Consider the following 16,965-nt stretch of genomic DNA (forward strand, 5'->3'; position numbering starts at 1 on the left):
TCTCAGACCGCAGTGTTAAATCTCGTCCGGCGAACGCAGATTTGTCACTGCAATACGCTCAGCACGTTTACGCTCTTTTTCAGACTGCATATTCGCGCGGTAAACACCCTGATCGCCAACAACCCATGACAATGGGCGACGTTCTTTGCCGATGGATTCCTGCAGCAGTAACAGGGCCTGCATATAGGCTTCCGGACGCGGCGGACATCCCGGGATGTACACATCGACAGGCAGGAATTTATCCACGCCCTGAACGACAGAATAAATATCGTACATACCGCCGGAATTCGCACAGGCACCCATCGAAATGACCCATTTTGGTTCCAGCATCTGATCGTACAAACGCTGAATAACCGGAGCCATTTTGGTGAAGCAGGTTCCCGCTACCACCATAAAGTCAGCCTGACGTGGTGACGCACGTAAAACTTCTGCGCCAAAACGCGCAACGTCATGCACCGCAGTGAATGACGTCACCATTTCCACGTAACAGCATGAAAGGCCGAAGTTATACGGCCAAAGGGAATTTTTACGACCCCAGTTCACCATGCCATGCAGGGATTCCTGGAGATTTCCCATGAAGACGCTGCGTTTAACCTGTTCCTGAAGAGGATCGCCGACGACCTCCTGAGACTGCAGGGGGTAACGGTCGTTCTCACCGTCCGGGTCTACGCGGGTGAGCGTATAGTCCATCTTAATGCCTCTCTATGACTGCTTACTGAGGGTGACTGTTGGTATTAATAGCCGGGCTTGGTTTAACAGGTCCTTTCGAACGTGTTGGTGTCCAGTCGAGCGCGCCAATACGCACCAGATAGAACAAACCAGCCAGCAGTACCAAAATGAAAATGGTGGCTTCAACAAATCCGGTCCAGCCGCTTTCGCGAATAGATGTTGACCATGCATAGAGATACAAGGCTTCAACGTCGAAAATGACGAAAAACATGGCGACCAGATAGAACTTGGCGGACAGACGTAGTCGGGCAGTGCCGACAGAGGCGATACCTGATTCAAAAGGCGTGTTTTTGTAACGCGCTCTGGCTCTCCCGCCGAGAAACGCGGCGCCCAGTAACATCAGGCAGCAAAGCCCCATTGCGACGATAAGAAAAACGGCGAACGCCCAGTGTTGAGCGATGACTTCAGTGGCTGTTGACATACTCATTGCTTACTCATCAAAAGTGGCACTTTGGCATCTGCTCTGTAAGGTCGGCAGCTTGCGCACCACATCGATTCAAGGGAAGGATTAAAAACCACACAGTTCACGGCTCAACAAGGCATTAAGCCAGTGATTTGTTGTGGGCTTTTTACCCTTTTCTATAACCTTTTGTCAACTTTGACAAAGGTATCTCCACATTAGTTTACATGCTTAGCATTTAATTAACATATCATGCGCCGGTACTTAAGCTAAATCGTGTCAGTAAAATACTGTGATAAAGCATGCGCCTGTGATGGGAGTTATGACATCTTTCGAACTTTCCTATTGTCGCAGGAATAGCCACCGCTTCCACTCTCTTAATAGGGTTATTTTTTTGATCTGTGTCAGAGATCTGTCAATTTTGATAGATAAAAAGACACACTTTTAACAAGTTTTGTTGATTTTCAAAAAATGACCAGCGATTTACGGAAAAATTTGATGCTTTTTTTTAACCTTGAAAAGTGCTGATTTTTTCGCCAGTTAGTCGCGAGATTGTGATTACGGAGTGCTGAGGGTAAGAGGTTTTATAAGGAACGGGAAACGATAAGAACAAAAAAGGCGAGCTTTACGGGAGATAGTAAACGGAAGCACCAAAAGTATAACTCTTGCACCTCAAAAGAGGTAGAAGACTTTACCCCCGCCCCGGTAATCGGAAGCGGAAGGTAAAGCTGGGGGAAATCTTAGTTTTGGGAATCTGCCAGGAACTCCTGATCATCATCCACTACAGGACGCGGACCATAAGAACTCAGCGAATAAGGATCATTCCCCTGCTCAACGGCATTGAAAATCGCCATGGCCAGTTCATTTTCACAACGCGCATTTTTGTACAGCACATATTGCGTGTCAGGCAGCCTTGGTAAACCATCCTGTTCACCCAGAACACGTAACTCCGGACTCATCATTTCGATAGGTCGCGCAGTCACACCCAACCCGGCCCGCACCGCCGCACGAATGGCCGACAATGTAGAAGCCACATAGGCAATGCGCCACGGGATCCCCGCCTGATTAAGATACTCAGTCGCCATTAAACGATAAGGGCTGGGTTCATCAAGCACTACCAGTGGCACGCTGTCCCCGGAAGGATAAGCAAAATCCGCTGAACAGTACCAAAGCGTTGGCGAAGTACGCAGAACAATATGTGGATGGTCGGTATTGGTCATCGTGGTGATGGCCAAATCCACTTCTTCACTTTCAAGCATCGATAACATGAAAGGACTGCGTTTAACGCGGACATCAATCGACAACTTAGGATAGATAGATGTCACACGGCTGAGCAGGAAAGGTAAAATGGTGTCAGCGGTATCGTCTGACGCACCAATCGTTATCCCGCCCTGAACATTGCTGTACATCAAAGAGGTGCAGGCTTCATCATTGAAACGAAGGATTTTGCGTGCGTACCCCAATAACTGAATACCATGTTCGGTTAATAATTTATTACGTCCATGTCTGGCAAACAGTTCTTTTCCAACGAGTTGTTCTAGACGTTGCATTTGTTGGCTTACCGCCGACTGAGTACGACACACAGCAGCAGCAGCCGCAGCGAACGTATTTAAATCAGCAACAGCTACAAATGTCCTCAACAGGTCAAGGTCGAGATTGAGGATTGGACGATTTGCAATTGTCATAGTTTTTCTTCACTTTATAGAATCTAATAACAAGCTACCCTGATGGTGCGTCAAAGTACCCGCAAGAAGCAGAATACCAGATATGACGGATACTCACTCATTTGATAACCTAAATTGAGAAATATTTGTGCATAAAATTTTTCGTCATTCTAAGCATCCGGGCATAAACTTTGCGCACAACAAATCTACCTAAAGGCTAAATGATTAGAGCATCTTAATTAATAGAGTCTGTCCCGATGAAGCCTGCCCTACCCCGCCTGCACGCGCCTTCTGTCTGCAAGCGTCGAAAATTCGTGCGACGCCACGCCATCAAAACATAAGCTAAATTAATTAATAAAAACGGCCAGTGAAAATATAATTCAACAAATTCATCGAGTCACGCCAATAACTGATTTATCCCCTGCAGGATAGTTAATGTAAGGTTAAGATTTTTCTCGTTTCTTGAAAATTTGTTTATGCTGAGGAATTAAATTATATGCTTCTAAAGCATTTATAGACTTTAAAGAAATAGGATTCGGATTTCATTTAGTACATGATCATCTAACCAGCATTAATTATTAAACATTAACGAAATAAAACTAATTATTGTTAAGAACTGTTATCAATAAAACGATTCTGCCCGATTTTTTTTCAGAATTTGTCGAGCTTTGGTAAGTTTTCATGATGTTCTGTTCAAAATTTGCACGCAGGAAATTGCCTAGCCGGGGTAAAGGGGTCAGCAAAAACAGTGAATTTATTGGTCATAAAGCGTACTTTTACAAAATATAAAAACACAAAATACGAGATATGAAGAATTAAACACTATTCAGTGATTCGATTACTTTGTTAAAAACCCACCTCAGCTGACTTTATTGCTGTTTTTCACCAAAACGGTGCATAGCCCTTCTCATGCCCTCTGTCGGGGAGTAAATTGTGCCATTCGCACTGCTCTGCGGCCGCTCGTCGCCAGGGAAGAACAGGCTTTACTGCAAAAGGCTCTCATTTACATGTCCCCGATTGAAAAATCCCACAAACTGGACAACGTCTGTTATGACATTCGCGGCCCGGTGCTTAAAGAAGCAAAACGCCTTGAAGAAGAAGGCAATAAAGTTCTTAAACTGAACATCGGCAACCCCGCGCCATTCGGATTTGAAGCACCGGACGAAATTCTGGTCGACGTCATCCGTAACCTGCCTACGGCGCAGGGCTACTGTGATTCCAAGGGTCTGTTTTCTGCACGCAAAGCGATCATGCAGCATTATCAGGCACGCGACATGCGGGACATCACGGTTGAAGATATCTATATCGGCAACGGAGTTTCTGAGCTGATCGTTCAGTCTATGCAGGCATTACTGAACACGGGTGATGAAATGCTGGTGCCAGCACCGGATTATCCGTTGTGGACAGCGGCTGTTTCACTTTCCGGCGGTAATGCGGTGCATTACCTGTGTGACGAAGGTGCAGACTGGTTCCCGGACATCGCCGATATTCGTGACAAAATCACCCCACGCACCCGTGGCATTGTGATCATTAACCCGAACAACCCGACGGGTGCGGTCTACAGCAAAGAATTGCTGATGCAGATTGTGGACATCGCCCGCGAACACAACCTGATCATCTTCGCTGACGAAATTTACGACAAAATACTGTATGACGAAGCCCAGCATATCTCTATCGCTTCACTGGCACCGGATCTGCTGACCGTCACTTTTAACGGTTTGTCGAAAACTTACCGCGTTGCCGGTTTCCGTCAGGGCTGGATGGTTCTGAACGGGCCGAAGAAACATGCGAAAGGCTATATCGAAGGTCTGGAAATGCTGGCCTCGATGCGTCTGTGTGCCAACGTGCCGATGCAACATGCCATTCAGACCGCGTTGGGCGGATACCAGAGCATCAGCGAGTTTATTCAGCCGGGCGGACGTCTGGTTGAGCAGCGTGACCGCGCATGGGAACTGATCAATCAAATCCCTGGGGTATCCTGCGTGAAACCGAAAGGCGCGCTGTATATGTTCCCGCGCATTGATGCCAAGCGTTTTAACATCCATGACGACCAAAAAATGGTGCTCGACCTGCTGTTACAGCAAAAGGTTCTGCTGGTTCAGGGCTCGGCATTTAACTGGCCGTATCCGGATCACGTCCGCATCGTCACGCTGCCACGCGTAGACGAACTGGAAATGGCCGTTAACAAACTCGGCCGCTTCCTCGAGACCTACCGCCAGTAATCTTCAGGGCGCAGCATCAACGGCTGCGCCCTTTTCTCTTTCGCCTATTTACATCACTGCCCCGCACTGCTCACAATGGACGCTCATTCACCGTTGTTATTGAGAGTGCTATGAATCAGAGTCATTTTTTCGCCCATCTTTCCCGCCTCAAACTGATCAGCCGCTGGCCGCTGATGCGCAATGTCCGTACAGAGAATGTCTCTGAGCACAGCCTGCAGGTTGCCTTTGTGGCACATGCGTTAGCCGTGATTAAGAACCGTAAATTTAACGGCAATCTGAGTGCTGAACGCGTTGCCCTGCTCGCGATGTACCACGACGCCAGTGAAGTGCTGACCGGTGATATGCCGACGCCTATCAAGTATTACAATCCGCAAATTGCTCATGAATACAAAAAGATCGAGAAAATTGCTCAGCAAAAACTGATTGAAATGCTGCCGAAGGAATTGCAGGAAGATTTCCGCCCGCTGATCGACGAGCATTATTACACTGATGAGGAAAAGCTGACGGTCAAACAGGCGGATGCGCTTTGCGCCTACCTGAAATGCCTGGAAGAATTGTCCGCAGGGAATAATGAATTCACGCTGGCAAAAGCCCGCATCGAGAAGACACTGGCAGACAGACAAAGTCCGGAAATGGACTATTTTATGCAAGTCTTTGTTCCGAGCTTCAGCCTGTCACTGGATGAAATCAGCCTCGATTCCCCGCTCTGATCAGAACGGGAAAAGTACCGGCACCAGAAAAACGCTGACGACCATCACCAGCAATGTGAACGGGACACCGATGCGGATAAAGTCGCCGAATTTATAGTTACCCGGCACCATCACCAGCGTGTTCACCGGTGACGACACCGGTGTCATGAAGGCAGCAGACGCGGCAATCGCGATGATCATGGTGAACGGGTAAGGTGAAACGCCCATCTGATGCGCCGCTGCAATAGCAATCGGCGCCATCAGCACCGCAGTGGCCGTATTAGAAATAAACAGCCCGATGCCCGCGCAGAGAATGAATAAACTCAGCAGCATCATATATGGACCGTGACCGCCGCTGACCTCCATTAGCCCCTTCACAATCAGTGCCACACCGCCTGTTTTTTGCAATGCCAGCGCAAACGGCATCATCCCGATAATCAGCAACAGGCTTGGCCAGTGAATGGCTTTGTATGCGCCTTCCATCGTGATGCAGCGAAATTTCCCCATCAGGATACAGGCGATAATGGCAGCAATAGCATTGGGCACGTCGTCAGTGAGCATCAGCGCTACCATCAGCGCCAGACAAAACAGCGCATGCGGAGCCTGGCTCAGCGCAGGCGCAACTTCGTCCACTTCGGCGGGAAGATTCAGCACGATGAAATCATGCATCTGTTGCTGAAGCTGGCGAATAAGTTTCCAGTCGCCAATCACCAGCAACATATCACCGAGCTGTAATTCTTCATCCACCAGTCTGCCTTCGAGCGCTTGACCCTGACGGCGGATGCCCACCACGTTCAGACCGTAGGCTGAGCGGAATGCCACATCACGCAAAGTCTTACCCAGTAATTCAGAATCAGGGATTAATGACACTTCGGCCATACCGACGTCACGTGACTGATCAGAGAAGTATTCCCCGCGCAATACCATCGGCTCCAGCATTTCATCGGTACAAAACTGCCGGAATGTTATGCCAGAATCAGACATATCGAGCAGTAAAACGTCGCGGGCAAAGAGTTCGGTATTCCCCGTGGCGCTGACCATCACACGGCGAAACTTACGCCAGCGCTCGATACCCACCACATTTGCGCCATAACGCGAGCGAAGGTGTAAATCATCGAGTGTTCGTCCGACCAGCGGAGAGCCGGGGCGCACAGTCACCCTCCGCGCCCGACCGGTCAGGCGATAGTCGCGGATCAAATCGCGAAAAGTCCGCCGTTTCCAGCGCTGTTTATCCTGTAACGCATTATCGGATGAGAGCCAGCGACGGGCGATCAGCATGTAGCCGACGCCCATGATCAACACGACCAGCCCGACCGGTGTGACGCCGAAGAAACCAAAACCATCGAATCCTTCACGCAACAGCTCACTGTTGACCACCATATTGGGCGGTGTCGCCACCAGCGTCATCATGCCGCTGATCAAACCGGCAAAACTCAGTGGCATCATCAGGCGGGCGGGAGAGGTTTTCATGCGGGCAGAAACGCTGATGACAACAGGAATGAAAATCGCGACCACGCCGGTGGAACTCATGAAAGCTCCGAGACCGGCCACCGTGAGCATCAGCAAAACCAGCATGCGAGTTTCGCTGTTACCGGCGACTTTCATCAGCCAGTCACCGACCTGATAGGCCACGCCGGTTCTCACCAGACCGTGTCCGACGACAAACAGGGCGGCAATCAGAATCACGTTGGGATCACTGAATCCGGCCAGTGCTTCATTGATGTTCAGCGTGCCGCTCAGGACGAAAGCGATGATCACCAGCAACGCCACGATATCCATTCGCAAGGTATTACGTGCGAACAACACCATAGCAATAACGAGTAACGTGACTACCCAAAGTAATTCACCGGTCAAAACACACTCCGTTTGCGTTGAGATTGCGAGGCTGGACGGGTATCAGAATGGCATAAAAAAACCTCGCACAGGCGAGGTCTATATCAATGAATCTGTATTTTTAATCAGCAACAGAATTAGCGCAGGCTGACTTTTACACCTTCACCGGAACTGCTGACCAGCAAAATTTCCAGCGTCGACAGGTCGAAATCCACGTTTTCAATTCCCGGTGTGTCATCAGGTGCGTTAACAGCAATGACTTTGCAGCCCGCTGCCAGACCGGCCATCACACCCGCTGCGGCGTCTTCAACAACGACACAATCTTCCGGCGCCAGACCTAAACGTTCAGCGCCAAGTAAATAGGCATCAGGTTGCGGTTTACCGTGTTTCACCTGCTCCGCAGTAATAAACACTTCAGGCTCAGGCAGATGCGCCGCTTTATGGCGGGCGCTGGCGACAGGCATTGAACCTGAAGTCACAATCGCCCAGGGGATGTTCTGACGATTGAGTTCGCTTAACAGCAAATGCGCGCCGGGAAGTGCGGTCACACCTTCGGTGTCCGTCGCTTCGATTTGTTCCAGCTTAAGAAACTCCTTCTGAATCGTTTCTTCGCTCTCGCCCTCCATGAAATGACGTAAGGAAGTAATCGCCTGTTTGCCGTGAATGAACGCCAGAACATCCTGAGGATTAACTCCCCAACTGAGCGCCCAGTTAATCCATGAACGCTCAACTGCCGGTAATGAATCCACTAACGTCCCATCAAGGTCGAACAAGAAACCTTTGCACTCCACAGGCAATTCCCCTTTGGTTATTTCACATCAAGCATTAATAATTTGCGCGATCTCTACCGCACTCAGATGGTACTGACGCGGGCACGATTGCCACACCGCCAGCATACGCTGGTATTTATCCCACATTTTGGTCTGTGAGTTAAAGCCATGCGTGCCAGCATCGAAGTCAGTGTAACGTCCTTCGGTGTTCACCATAAAGCGAACATAGCTTAAATAACGGGATTCAGTGGCGGCATCGAAACCCAGGAAATCGATACGACGGCGATCCAAATCCTGCGTGTCTTTCAGATTGCCCCACGACACCTGCATGGCATGGTGCATTTCCATAATATTAATCACTGTGCGACAGGTTTCTTCCGGCAATTCGCCGAAATCTCTGTCCAGCTCGCGCATTTGCAAACCAAAACCGCGTTCAATTACCGTCTGTAACCGGCGATAACGTTCTGCGTTATCGGGATCCAGCATGGTCATCATTTTGTATTGATTCGACAAAATCAGGCGTTGAGCGTTAGTCATTTCCATCGTGAAAATCCTCATGTCTGCATTATGAGCAAAGCATGGCATAGCGCAAAGTTATGCGAAATCGCAAGCACACCATTCTTTGATTTGAATCGGGATCTCATCTGAAATAATCACCGGAGGAGACTTTCCTCCGGTGTCATGCAACTCATGAAAGACTATAGATGATGGCTGACAGGGTCAGTGAGGAAATCAGGCTTACAGATCGTCTAAAAATGTTTTATCGAGTTGCTTGAACGCGCGTTTTAACACGTCAGCTAAAGACTGATAGGTCGGGGTTCCTTCAATCGGTGCCAGCGCCTGCCCTGCTTCAGCCAGTTTATTGCGCACGTCATGGAACCAGCCGAGTAAACCTGGCGGCAACGGCGTCACCGAACGGCGACCGAGCCACCATAATCCCTGCATTGGCAAACTACAGGCAAAAATCGCCGTGGCCACCGCCAGCCCGAGCTGTCCACCGAGGGCGATTTGCCACGTCAGGGTGAAGACGGCTATTGGCGGCATAATACGCACAGCAAAACGGGTGGCCGTGGAGATGCGATTCTCTGGAAACATCGGAGCCAGGCGCTTATCAGACGGCCATGTCTTCATGTAGTGCTGTCCGCGCTGGAAGATCTGGAACCAGCTTACGGAGCCTGTTGGCTTACTCGTCATATTTGCACCTCAACTTCATGCATAAAATTTAAAAAATAGTTGTAAAACATAAACTGGAGTTTACCACGATAAAATATATTTTGTTTTTACAGACACTGTCGGTATTCTATCGCAGCCTCGCAACCCTTTCAGGTAACGGCATCACAATAAAGTTGGGGTGCAAACGGTAAATTGCAATGTTTGCTCCCTATATTAAGCATAGTGCCTTGCTCAGGGTGATTTTGTAATTAGTTATTGTATTTTTTGTTAGTGTTTTTACTGATTAGTAACATCCTGAAGACGCATAACCGGGACACTTTGTGCCCGTGCACAGATTATTTCTCTGTTATCAGAGGGCTTCGAAAAACAGAGCCCGGCGATTCTCCAGCTTTTTCATCGTCATGCCGGTTTTGGCTCTCCGGCATGATGTTAATCATAATTGTCACCGCCATTATGCGCTACGCTTGATGTCAGATTGACGATTTATTAACCACGTGTATTGTTTTTCTTAAACAGCACCAACAAATAAATAGGTACTTCCATGTCGAGTAAGCTTGTACTGGTTCTTAACTGTGGTAGTTCTTCCCTTAAGTTTGCCATCATTGATGCAGCAAACGGCGAAGAGCACATTTCAGGTTTAGCCGAATGTTTCCATCTGCCAGAAGCACGCATTAAATGGAAAATGGACGGTGGCAAAGAAGAAGCCGCTTTAGGTGCGGGTGCCGCACACAGCGAAGCACTGAAATACATCGTTAACAACATTCTGAGCCAAAAACCTGAGCTGTCCGCAGAGCTGGTTGCAATCGGCCACCGCATCGTTCATGGCGGCGAAAAGCTGACCAAATCCATGCTGATCAACGACGCGGTCATCGAAGGTATCAAAGAATCTATCCCGTTTGCGCCGCTGCATAACCCGGCCCACCTGATCGGTATCGATGAAGCGCTGAAATCTTTCCCTAAACTGGCTGATAAAAACGTTGCCGTTTTCGACACCGCTTTCCATCAGACCATGCCGGAAGAGTCTTACCTCTACGCCCTGCCGTACAGCCTGTATAAAGATCACCACATCCGTCGTTACGGCGCACACGGCACCAGTCACTTCTACGTGACTCAGGAAGCCGCGAAAATGCTGAACAAACCTGTGGAAGAAGTGAACCTGATCACTTGTCACCTGGGCAACGGCGGTTCTGTCAGTGCCATCCGTAACGGTAAATGTGTCGATACTTCCATGGGTCTGACCCCGCTGGAAGGTCTGGTGATGGGTACCCGCAGCGGTGATATCGATCCGGCAATCATCTTCCACCTGCACGATTCCCTGGGCATGAGCGTTGATCAAATCAACAAAATGCTGACCAAAGAATCTGGCCTGCTGGGTCTGACTGAAGTGACCAGCGACTGCCGTTATGTTGAAGACAACTACACGACTAAAGCAGATGCTAAACGCGCAATGGACGTGTTCTGCCACCGTCTGGCGAAATACATCGGTGCTTATACTTCACTGATGGAAGGCCGTCTGGACGCTATCGTCTTCACCGGCGGTATCGGCGAAAACGCAGCAATGGTTCGCGAACTGTCTCTGGACAAACTGGGCCTGCTGGGCTTTGAAGTTGACCACGAACGCAACCTGGCTGCACGCTTCGGCAAATCCGGTGCCATCAACAAAGAAGGCACCCGCACCGCTCTGGTCATCCCGACCAACGAAGAGCTGGTGATTGCACAAGACGCCGCGCGTCTGACTGCATAATTCTGAGACTGCCCGCGTAATGCGGGCAATTTTTCACCCATAGGCAAACGCCGCCCGTTTGAACGCACCGCGCAGGATAATCATCGCGCTTATGCTGATCATTATCCCCTCTGCACAAACCTGCGAATGTCCTTGCCTGGCAACCGATAAAGAGGTTTAGCCGTGTCCCGTACAATTATGTTGATCCCAACAGGCACCAGCGTTGGTCTTACCAGCGTCAGCCTCGGTGTGATCCGTGCCATGGAACAAAAAGGCGTCAGCCTGAGCATCTTCAAGCCAATCGCTCAACCGCGTACTGGTGGAGATGCCCCTGACCAGACCACCACGATCATTCGTGCTAACTCCACCGTGACAGCAGCGGAACCGCTGAAGATGAGTCACGTTGAAACGCTGCTGAGCTCCAACCAGCAGGACGTGCTGATGGAAGAAATCATCGCGCGTTACCACGAAAATACCAAAGACGCAGAAGTGGTGCTGGTGGAAGGTTTAGTGCCTACCCGCAAACACCAGTTCGCCAATGCGCTGAACTACGAAATCGCTAAAACCCTGAACGCTGAAATCGTCTTCGTTCTGGCGCTGGGCAATGATTCTCCGGCGCAGTTGAAAGAACGTATCGAACTGGCCCGTTCCAGCTTCGGCGGCAGCAAAAACAAAAACATCACCGGCGTTATCATCAACAAACTGAATGCACCGGTTGACGATCAAGGTCGTACACGTCCTGACCTGTCTGAAATCTTTGATGATTCCAATAAAGCCAGCGTGGCAAACATCGACCCGACTCAGCTGTTCGCCAACAGCCCGCTGCCGGTTCTGGGTTGCATTCCGTGGAGCTTCGAGCTGATTGCCACCCGTGCAATCGACATGGCCAAGCACCTGAATGCCCGCATCATCAACGAAGGCGACGTCAAAACCCGCCGTGTGAAATCCGTGACTTTCTGCGCCCGCAGCATTCCTCATATGCTGGAGCACTTCCGTCCGGGTTCCCTGCTGGTGACCTCCGCTGACCGTCCGGACGTGCTGGTTTCAGCCTGTCTGGCCGCAATGAATGGCGTAGAAATCGGCGCGATCCTGCTGACCGGCGGCTATGAAATTGATGAGCGCATCAACAGCCTGTGCGAACGTGCTTTCCAGACTGGTCTGCCCGTCTTTATGGTTGAAACCAACACCTGGCAGACGTCCCTGAGCCTGCAAAGCTTCAACCTGGAAGTCCCGGCGGATGACCATCAGCGTGTAGAGAAACTGCAACAGTACGTGGCTTCTCACATCAATGCTGACTGGATCGATTCCCTGAGCGCGCACTCCGAGCGTTCACGCCGTCTGTCTCCGCCAGCCTTCCGTTATCAGCTGACCGAACTGGCCCGTAAAGCCGGTAAACGCATCGTTCTGCCGGAAGGCGACGAGCCACGCACCGTGAAAGCGGCTGCGCTGTGCGCTGAACGTGGTATCGCGGAATGTGTTCTGTTGGGTAATCCTGACGAGATCAAACGCGTTGCCGCCGCTCAGGGCGTGACTCTGGGTAAAGGCATCGAAATCGTGGATCCGGTTGTTGTGCGCGAAGAATACGTGGCACGTCTGGTTGAGCTGCGTAAAAGCAAAGGCATGACCGAAGTCGTTGCCCGCGAACAGCTGGAAGACAACGTGGTGCTGGGCACCCTGATGCTGGAACAAGGTAACGTTGACGGTCTGGTTTCCGGCGCGGTTCACACCACTGCCAACACCATCCGTCCACCGTTGCAGTTGATCAAAACCGCACCGGGCAGCTCACTGGTTTCTTCTGTGTTCTTCATGCTGCTGCCTGACCAGGTTCTGGTTTATGGTGACTGCGCGATCAACCCGGATCCCACCGCTGAACAGCTGTCTGAGATCGCGATTCAGTCTGCGGATTCCGCAGCAGCATTCGGTATCGAACCCCGCGTTGCGATGATCTCCTACTCAACCGGTAACTCCGGCGCAGGTAGCGACGTTGAGAAAGTGCGTGAAGCAACCCGTCTGGCACAGGAAAAACGTCCGGATTTGATTATCGATGGTCCGCTGCAATACGACGCCGCGATCATGGCTGACGTTGCACAATCTAAAGCGCCAAACTCGCCGGTTGCGGGTAAAGCCACCGTGTTCATCTTCCCGGATCTGAACACCGGTAACACCACCTATAAAGCGGTACAGCGTTCTGCGGATCTGGTCTCTATCGGGCCGATGCTGCAGGGTATGCGTAAACCGGTTAACGACCTGTCCCGTGGCGCACTGGTAGACGATATTGTTTACACCGTGGCACTGACGGCGATTCAGTCTGCTCAGGCAGAAGCAGCGGTTGCGGCTAAATAAGCCGCAACTTATAAACTGAAAGCTACTGAACGCAAAACGCCGGGCATAATGTCCGGCGTTTTTTTTGGTCATATTCTTTCGATAAATTCAGAGCAAAGTTTTTGCGGCTTCCAGAATATGTTCAGCCGTCAGGCCATATTCCTGCTGCAAGAACTCCTGCGTCCCTACCTGACCATAACGTTCTTTGACACCAACGCGGCGCATCGGCACCGGCTGATTCTCCACCAGCACTTCCGCGACCGCCGAGCCCAGTCCGTTATGAATACTGTGGTTTTCACAGGTCACAATTTTGCCGGTTTTTGCGGCGTATTTAATGATGATGTCTTTATCAATCGGCTTGAGGGTAAACATGTCGATGACCGCCGCACTCACGCCTTCACGTTCCAGCATTTCTGCCGCTTTCAGGGCTTCGGCAACCATAATGCCGTTGGCAATCAGGGTCACGTCGGTTCCGTCGCGCAATACATTGGCTTTGCCGATAGTGAATGTAGAACCTTCCTGATAAACCCGGGTGGCCTGTTTGCGGATGGTTCGCACCCAGTAAAAACCTTTTAAATCCATCAGCTGCAACAGGATGTTGCGGAACATCACCGCATCCGTCACTTCCATCACCACGGAATTCGCCAGCCCGCGCACAATGCCCATATCTTCGAATGACATATGCGTTCCTCCGTTATGACAGGCGCTGACGCCCGCATCAGAGGCGATAATCTTCACGTTATTTTTCTGGTAATCCAGCGACATAAACAGCTGATCGAAACAGCGGCGGCTGGCAAACGCGGTAAAAGTATGTACAAACGGCACGCGGCCGGTCAGCGATAAGCCCGCAGCCACACCGATAACGTTGGCTTCCATAATGCCGCAGTTAATCACATGGTCGGGATGATCTTTATGCACACCGTCCATTGCCATCGAACTCATCAGATCCGCTTCCAGCGCAATGATCGGCGTGTTCTCTACAATCTTTTCACGCACGGTGTTGGCGTAGACCTTACGCATTTCCACCGCGTCTTTTTGTAATTCCAGCGAGACTTCAAACATGGGTGGCCTCCAGCTTTGCGATAGCGTTTTCGATTTCCAGTTTCACATCCGGCGTTAAACGCAGATGGTGCGAATTCGCCAACTGCTCGAGATACTTCACGCCCTGCCCTTTGATACTGTCGAGGATCACCACCAGCGGACGCTCCTCGGCGTGACGAACCGGCGTCACCGCCTCGCTTATCGCCACAATGTCATCCCCTTTGATGGTCTGCACATCGAAGCCAAACGCACTGAATTTTCCGGCCAGATCGAAGGGTTTGATTACTTCATCCAGCGTGCCGTCGAGCTGTTGCTTGTTGTAGTCGATGAACAATGTCAGGTTGTGCAAATTATGGTGCGCAATAAACTGGAAGGCTTCCCAGCACTGGCCTTCGTTAAGCTCACCGTCACCAAGAATGCAGAATACACGGTTGGTGCGACCGGCCAGTTTGTGGGAAAGCGCCATGCCTGCGGCGATGGAAACGCCCTGCCCGAGCGAACCGGTAGTGGCATCGACACCGGTCGTGCGCAGCCTGTCCGGATGGCTCGGCAACCGGGTGCCATTCTGGTTCAGCGTTTGCAATTCACTGACCGGAAAATAGCCTTTCAGCGCCAGCGTCGCGTACAGCGCCGGTCCCGCATGGCCTTTGGACAGCACGAAATAATCGCGATCCTGCCAGTCTGGTTTTCTCGGGTCGATGCGCATCACATCGCCATACAATACCGCCAGCGTTTCCACCACTGACATGCTGCCGCCATAGTGCCCGAATCCCAGACCGGTCAGCATTTTCAGCGTCTCGATGCGGATATGGCGGGCCAGATCACGAACCTCCTGGACATCTTTCATCTTCATTGGTCCTTATTTTAGTGAGCACTTATCCTGGCCTGTTATTGCTAACAGGCAGGACAGTGTTTCCCGGATGGAGTTAAAAAACGTATTAGTTGATAACCGTATTAGCTAAAAAAAGGTTAAATGCAGGGAATTACTTCTCGGTGACTTCGTTCTCAGCCACTGGTTTTTTGCCAAGATAGTTCCAGGCGACCAGCACCGCGAAGATACCGACAATCAGCGCCATGATGCCTTCCTTCGACATGAAGCGCGCCAGATTACCCAGCAGGATGCCGATAACGCCGAAGTCCGCGTCGGAGAACGTCGCGTTGGCAAAGCCCAGCGCACCAAGTACCGGTAACAACAGAACCGGCAGGAAGGTAATCAGCACGCCGTTAGCAAACGCACCGACCATCGCACCGCGACGTCCGCCAGTCGCATTACCGAAGACACCCGCGGTCGCACCGGTGAAGAAGTGCGGCACCACGCCCGGCAGGATCAGCACCAGATGCATTTGTCCTAACAGGAACAAACCGACCAGACCACCGAGGAAGCTGAACAGGAAACCAATCAGCACGGCATTCGGTGCGTACGGATAAACCACCGGGCAGTCCAGCGCCGGACGGGCGTTAGGCACCAGTTTTTCAGAGAAGCCGACGAATGCCGGAACGATTTCCGCCAGGATCAGACGCACACCCTGCAGAATGATGAACACACCCGCCGCGAAAGTAATGGCCATGATGATGGCGTACACCAGATAGTTCTGGCCCGCGCTGTAAGTCGCTTCAACAAAGACCTGACCGGCGAACACCGCCATAATCAGATAAATGATGATCATGGTGAGGGAGATAGAAATGGAACTGTCGCGCAGGAAACTCAGGTTTTTCGGCAGATTCATCTCTTCCGTAGAACGTGAACCTTTGCCGACTTTACTGCCGATCCAGCCTGATAAAACGTAACCGATGGTGCCGAAATGGCCGAACGCCACGTCGTCGCTGCCGGTGATTTTACGCATATAACGCTGCGCCAGCGCCGGGAAGAACGCCATGATAAGACCGAGCGTCAGTGAGCCGGTGAAGACCAGAGCAACGCCTTCGAAACCAGCCACCGTCAGAATGACGCTGATCATACAGGCCATATAGAACGTGTGATGCCCGGTCAGGAAGACATATTTCAGTCGGGTGAAACGCGCCACAATCAGGTTTGCCACCATACCAAACGCCATAATTAAGGCGGTCGGCGCACCGAATTTCTCCAGCGCAATGGAAACAATGGCTTCGTTATTTGGAATAATGCCCTGGATATTAAAGGCGTGTTCAAACATCCCGCCTAAAGGATTAAGAGAGCCCACTAATACCGTGGCACCCCCGCCCAATACTAAAAATCCCAGTATTGTTTTAACCGTGCCTTTGACCACATCAGAAAAATTTTTCTTCTGTGCCACCAGGCCGATTAATGCGATGAGCCCCACCAGTACGGAAGGCACTTTTAATATATCAACCACAAACTTGAGCGTTTCCTGGATAAACATATCCACCTCGTTTGTCTATTTGTTTTATTTGTAGGGTTA

Annotated in this window: 14 protein-coding genes; 4 read left to right on the forward strand and 10 right to left on the reverse strand. The window is 50.8% G+C overall.

The window, feature by feature from the left end; genetic code table 11:
• Positions 1-15 precede the first annotated feature (15 nt).
• The 3 genes from D6C13_RS07085 to lrhA all read right to left on the reverse strand — a co-directional run bounded on the left by D6C13_RS07085 (position 16) and on the right by lrhA (position 2,814).
• The gene (locus tag D6C13_RS07085; protein WP_120132099.1) at positions 16-690 is read right to left on the reverse strand and encodes a NuoB/complex I 20 kDa subunit family protein; all 675 of its coding nucleotides are present in this window, start codon (positions 688-690) and stop codon (positions 16-18) included.
• Between the two features lie 22 nt (positions 691-712).
• A complete protein-coding gene (locus D6C13_RS07090) occupies positions 713-1,156 on the reverse strand; it encodes an NADH-quinone oxidoreductase subunit A (RefSeq protein ID WP_015696460.1) in 444 nt (147 codons plus the stop codon).
• A 713-nt stretch (positions 1,157-1,869) separates the two neighbouring features.
• A complete protein-coding gene (gene lrhA / locus D6C13_RS07095) occupies positions 1,870-2,814 on the reverse strand; it encodes a transcriptional regulator LrhA (RefSeq protein WP_120132100.1) in 945 nt (314 codons plus the stop codon).
• A gap of 986 nt (positions 2,815-3,800) precedes the next feature.
• Between lrhA and D6C13_RS07100 the strand changes: the two genes are divergently transcribed.
• Positions 3,801-5,015, forward strand: coding sequence for a pyridoxal phosphate-dependent aminotransferase (locus D6C13_RS07100; protein ID WP_120132101.1), 1,215 nt, complete (start codon positions 3,801-3,803; stop codon positions 5,013-5,015).
• Positions 5,016-5,125: 110 nt separating this feature from the next.
• Complete coding sequence (gene yfbR, locus D6C13_RS07105) at positions 5,126-5,725, forward strand: 5'-deoxynucleotidase (RefSeq protein ID WP_120132102.1); 600 nt, start codon at positions 5,126-5,128, stop codon at positions 5,723-5,725.
• Here yfbR and D6C13_RS07110 read toward each other — a convergent pair whose 3' ends face one another.
• The 4 genes from D6C13_RS07110 to yfbV form a co-directional block, all read right to left on the reverse strand.
• Entirely contained in the window at positions 5,726-7,558 is a 1,833-nt protein-coding gene (locus tag D6C13_RS07110) for an SLC13 family permease (RefSeq protein ID WP_120132103.1), read from the reverse strand. It abuts the gene before it with no gap.
• 116 nt (positions 7,559-7,674) lie between these two features.
• Positions 7,675-8,328 carry a sugar phosphatase gene (locus tag D6C13_RS07115; RefSeq protein WP_120132104.1) on the reverse strand — a complete coding sequence of 218 codons (654 nt, stop codon included), beginning with the start codon at positions 8,326-8,328 and terminating at the stop codon, positions 7,675-7,677.
• A gap of 27 nt (positions 8,329-8,355) precedes the next feature.
• Positions 8,356-8,850, reverse strand: coding sequence for a YfbU family protein (locus D6C13_RS07120; protein WP_120132105.1), 495 nt, complete (start codon positions 8,848-8,850; stop codon positions 8,356-8,358).
• A gap of 195 nt (positions 8,851-9,045) precedes the next feature.
• Complete coding sequence (gene yfbV / locus D6C13_RS07125) at positions 9,046-9,501, reverse strand: terminus macrodomain insulation protein YfbV (RefSeq protein ID WP_120132106.1); 456 nt, start codon at positions 9,499-9,501, stop codon at positions 9,046-9,048.
• A gap of 520 nt (positions 9,502-10,021) precedes the next feature.
• Here yfbV and ackA point away from each other — a divergent pair.
• Positions 10,022-11,224 carry an acetate kinase gene (gene ackA, locus D6C13_RS07135; RefSeq protein ID WP_120132107.1) on the forward strand — a complete coding sequence of 401 codons (1,203 nt, stop codon included), beginning with the start codon at positions 10,022-10,024 and terminating at the stop codon, positions 11,222-11,224.
• A 177-nt stretch (positions 11,225-11,401) separates the two neighbouring features.
• The gene (gene pta, locus D6C13_RS07140) at positions 11,402-13,546 is read left to right on the forward strand and encodes a phosphate acetyltransferase (protein ID WP_208642868.1); all 2,145 of its coding nucleotides are present in this window, start codon (positions 11,402-11,404) and stop codon (positions 13,544-13,546) included.
• Positions 13,547-13,633: 87 nt separating this feature from the next.
• Here the strand turns inward: pta and D6C13_RS07145 are convergent, their stop codons facing one another.
• From D6C13_RS07145 to D6C13_RS07155, 3 genes are all read right to left on the reverse strand, one after another.
• On the reverse strand, positions 13,634-14,587 hold the full coding sequence (locus tag D6C13_RS07145) for a transketolase family protein (RefSeq protein WP_120132109.1): 954 nt from the start codon (positions 14,585-14,587) through the stop codon (positions 13,634-13,636).
• Positions 14,580-15,413: a transketolase gene (locus D6C13_RS07150; protein WP_120132110.1), complete on the reverse strand. Its 834-nt coding sequence runs from the start codon at positions 15,411-15,413 to the stop codon at positions 14,580-14,582. Before D6C13_RS07150 ends, D6C13_RS07145 begins: the two co-directional genes overlap by 8 nt.
• Positions 15,414-15,549: 136 nt before the next feature.
• Positions 15,550-16,926, reverse strand: a complete 1,377-nt coding sequence (locus D6C13_RS07155) for a PTS ascorbate transporter subunit IIC (protein WP_120132111.1) — start codon at positions 16,924-16,926, stop codon at positions 15,550-15,552.
• Positions 16,927-16,965 lie beyond the last annotated feature (39 nt).

The sequence above is a fragment of the Rahnella woolbedingensis genome, assembly GCF_003602095.1.
GTDB classification, from domain to species: domain Bacteria; phylum Pseudomonadota; class Gammaproteobacteria; order Enterobacterales; family Enterobacteriaceae; genus Rahnella; species Rahnella woolbedingensis.

What these genes read in the sequence shown, in the direction of transcription:
- D6C13_RS07085 (WP_120132099.1), bottom strand. Translation starts at nt 690, where the DNA reads ATGGACTATACGCTCACCCGCGTAGACCCGGACGGTGAGAACGACCGT.
- D6C13_RS07090 (WP_015696460.1), bottom strand. Translation starts at nt 1,156, where the DNA reads ATGAGTATGTCAACAGCCACTGAAGTCATCGCTCAACACTGGGCGTTC.
- lrhA (WP_120132100.1), bottom strand. Translation starts at nt 2,814, where the DNA reads ATGACAATTGCAAATCGTCCAATCCTCAATCTCGACCTTGACCTGTTG.
- D6C13_RS07100 (WP_120132101.1), top strand. Translation starts at nt 3,801, where the DNA reads ATGTCCCCGATTGAAAAATCCCACAAACTGGACAACGTCTGTTATGAC.
- yfbR (WP_120132102.1), top strand. Translation starts at nt 5,126, where the DNA reads ATGAATCAGAGTCATTTTTTCGCCCATCTTTCCCGCCTCAAACTGATC.
- D6C13_RS07120 (WP_120132105.1), bottom strand. Translation starts at nt 8,850, where the DNA reads ATGGAAATGACTAACGCTCAACGCCTGATTTTGTCGAATCAATACAAA.
- yfbV (WP_120132106.1), bottom strand. Translation starts at nt 9,501, where the DNA reads ATGACGAGTAAGCCAACAGGCTCCGTAAGCTGGTTCCAGATCTTCCAG.
- ackA (WP_120132107.1), top strand. Translation starts at nt 10,022, where the DNA reads ATGTCGAGTAAGCTTGTACTGGTTCTTAACTGTGGTAGTTCTTCCCTT.
- pta (WP_208642868.1), top strand. Translation starts at nt 11,402, where the DNA reads ATGTTGATCCCAACAGGCACCAGCGTTGGTCTTACCAGCGTCAGCCTC.
- D6C13_RS07145 (WP_120132109.1), bottom strand. Translation starts at nt 14,587, where the DNA reads ATGTTTGAAGTCTCGCTGGAATTACAAAAAGACGCGGTGGAAATGCGT.
- D6C13_RS07150 (WP_120132110.1), bottom strand. Translation starts at nt 15,413, where the DNA reads ATGAAAGATGTCCAGGAGGTTCGTGATCTGGCCCGCCATATCCGCATC.
- D6C13_RS07155 (WP_120132111.1), bottom strand. Translation starts at nt 16,926, where the DNA reads ATGTTTATCCAGGAAACGCTCAAGTTTGTGGTTGATATATTAAAAGTG.